General features: G+C 69.9%; 1 protein-coding gene. It reads right to left on the reverse strand.

Features of this window, described 5'->3' with window-relative positions; all coding sequences use genetic code 11:
* Positions 1 to 394: 394 nt before the first annotated feature.
* Positions 395 to 1028, reverse strand: a 634-nt coding sequence (locus E9529_RS21450) for a hypothetical protein (RefSeq protein WP_236833281.1), incomplete at its 5' end; no start/stop codon positions are given.

A 1028-nucleotide genomic window follows, 5' to 3' on the forward strand; every position in this document is an offset into this window, starting at 1 on the left:
TCCGCACCGCCCGCTCACGGAACTCGGGCAGGTACCTCTTGGGCATGGCGCCATCCTCCTGGACTCACAAGGAGGCGGCATCAAACCCGTGACGGTTCAGAAGGCCCCCGGCAACCCTCCGGATGGCCCCATGACCACAACTGGTCACCGGCTGAGCTCGATGCCGTGCCGAGCAATCTCCGCGACTGGAACCGCCCGACGCTTCGCCGCCGCCCGGCTGTCGTGGTCCTCGGGCTGGCCGACCCGCTGCCGGCCGTCCGTCACCGGCGCCAAACCAGCGGACCTGCTGCCGCTGCGTGATCCCGGCCGGGGTGCGACGCCTAAAGGCGCCGCCCGCCTGCCGCCACACCACAGAGCGTGGGGACGACCAACCCTCCGGACCGCGACGGCATGATCATATGGGCCGGCGTACTGCACCAGGGGCGGCGTCCGCAGTAGGGACCGACTCGTCGGACGTGGTCGCGGTTCGCGGCGCTGGTGCCCACCCCGGCGACGGGGCAGTACGCGTCGCGTACCCGCGCACCACGACCGCGCCCGTCGGCGACGGCGGCACGTCGTCCTCGACGTGCCCCATCGGGTCAGTGATCATGGACCACAACCGCGCGAGGGCCGCGACCGACAGCCACCACATCAGCTCGAGCTGCGACCAGAAGACGTAGCAGGCCTCGTTCCCCACACGGCGCAGCGACCCGCTGCGCTCGCCCAGGTAGGTTGCCGCAGCCCACGCGTGAACGACCGCGACGATGAACAGGCTGAGGACGACGGCCGCAGCCAGGCTCACCTGCAAAGGAGTGTGCGGGAAGCCCCACAGCTCGACGAGGCCGAACAAGCACAGAGTGGTCGTGCATGCGCACTGCCGGCGCATTGCGGCCACGAACGTCCGCTTCTTGTCCTGCCGGGCCAACCGGGTGTCTGGGTCGGGGGCGCTGTGAACCGCCCCGGGATTGATGGAGGCACTGAAGCCACGGAAGGGTGGAGCAGTGCCAGCACCGAAGAAGTACCCAGACGAACTGCGTGAGCGGGCCGTG

The organism is Blastococcus sp. KM273128 (assembly GCF_021698975.1).
Lineage (GTDB): Bacteria > Actinomycetota > Actinomycetes > Mycobacteriales > Geodermatophilaceae > Blastococcus.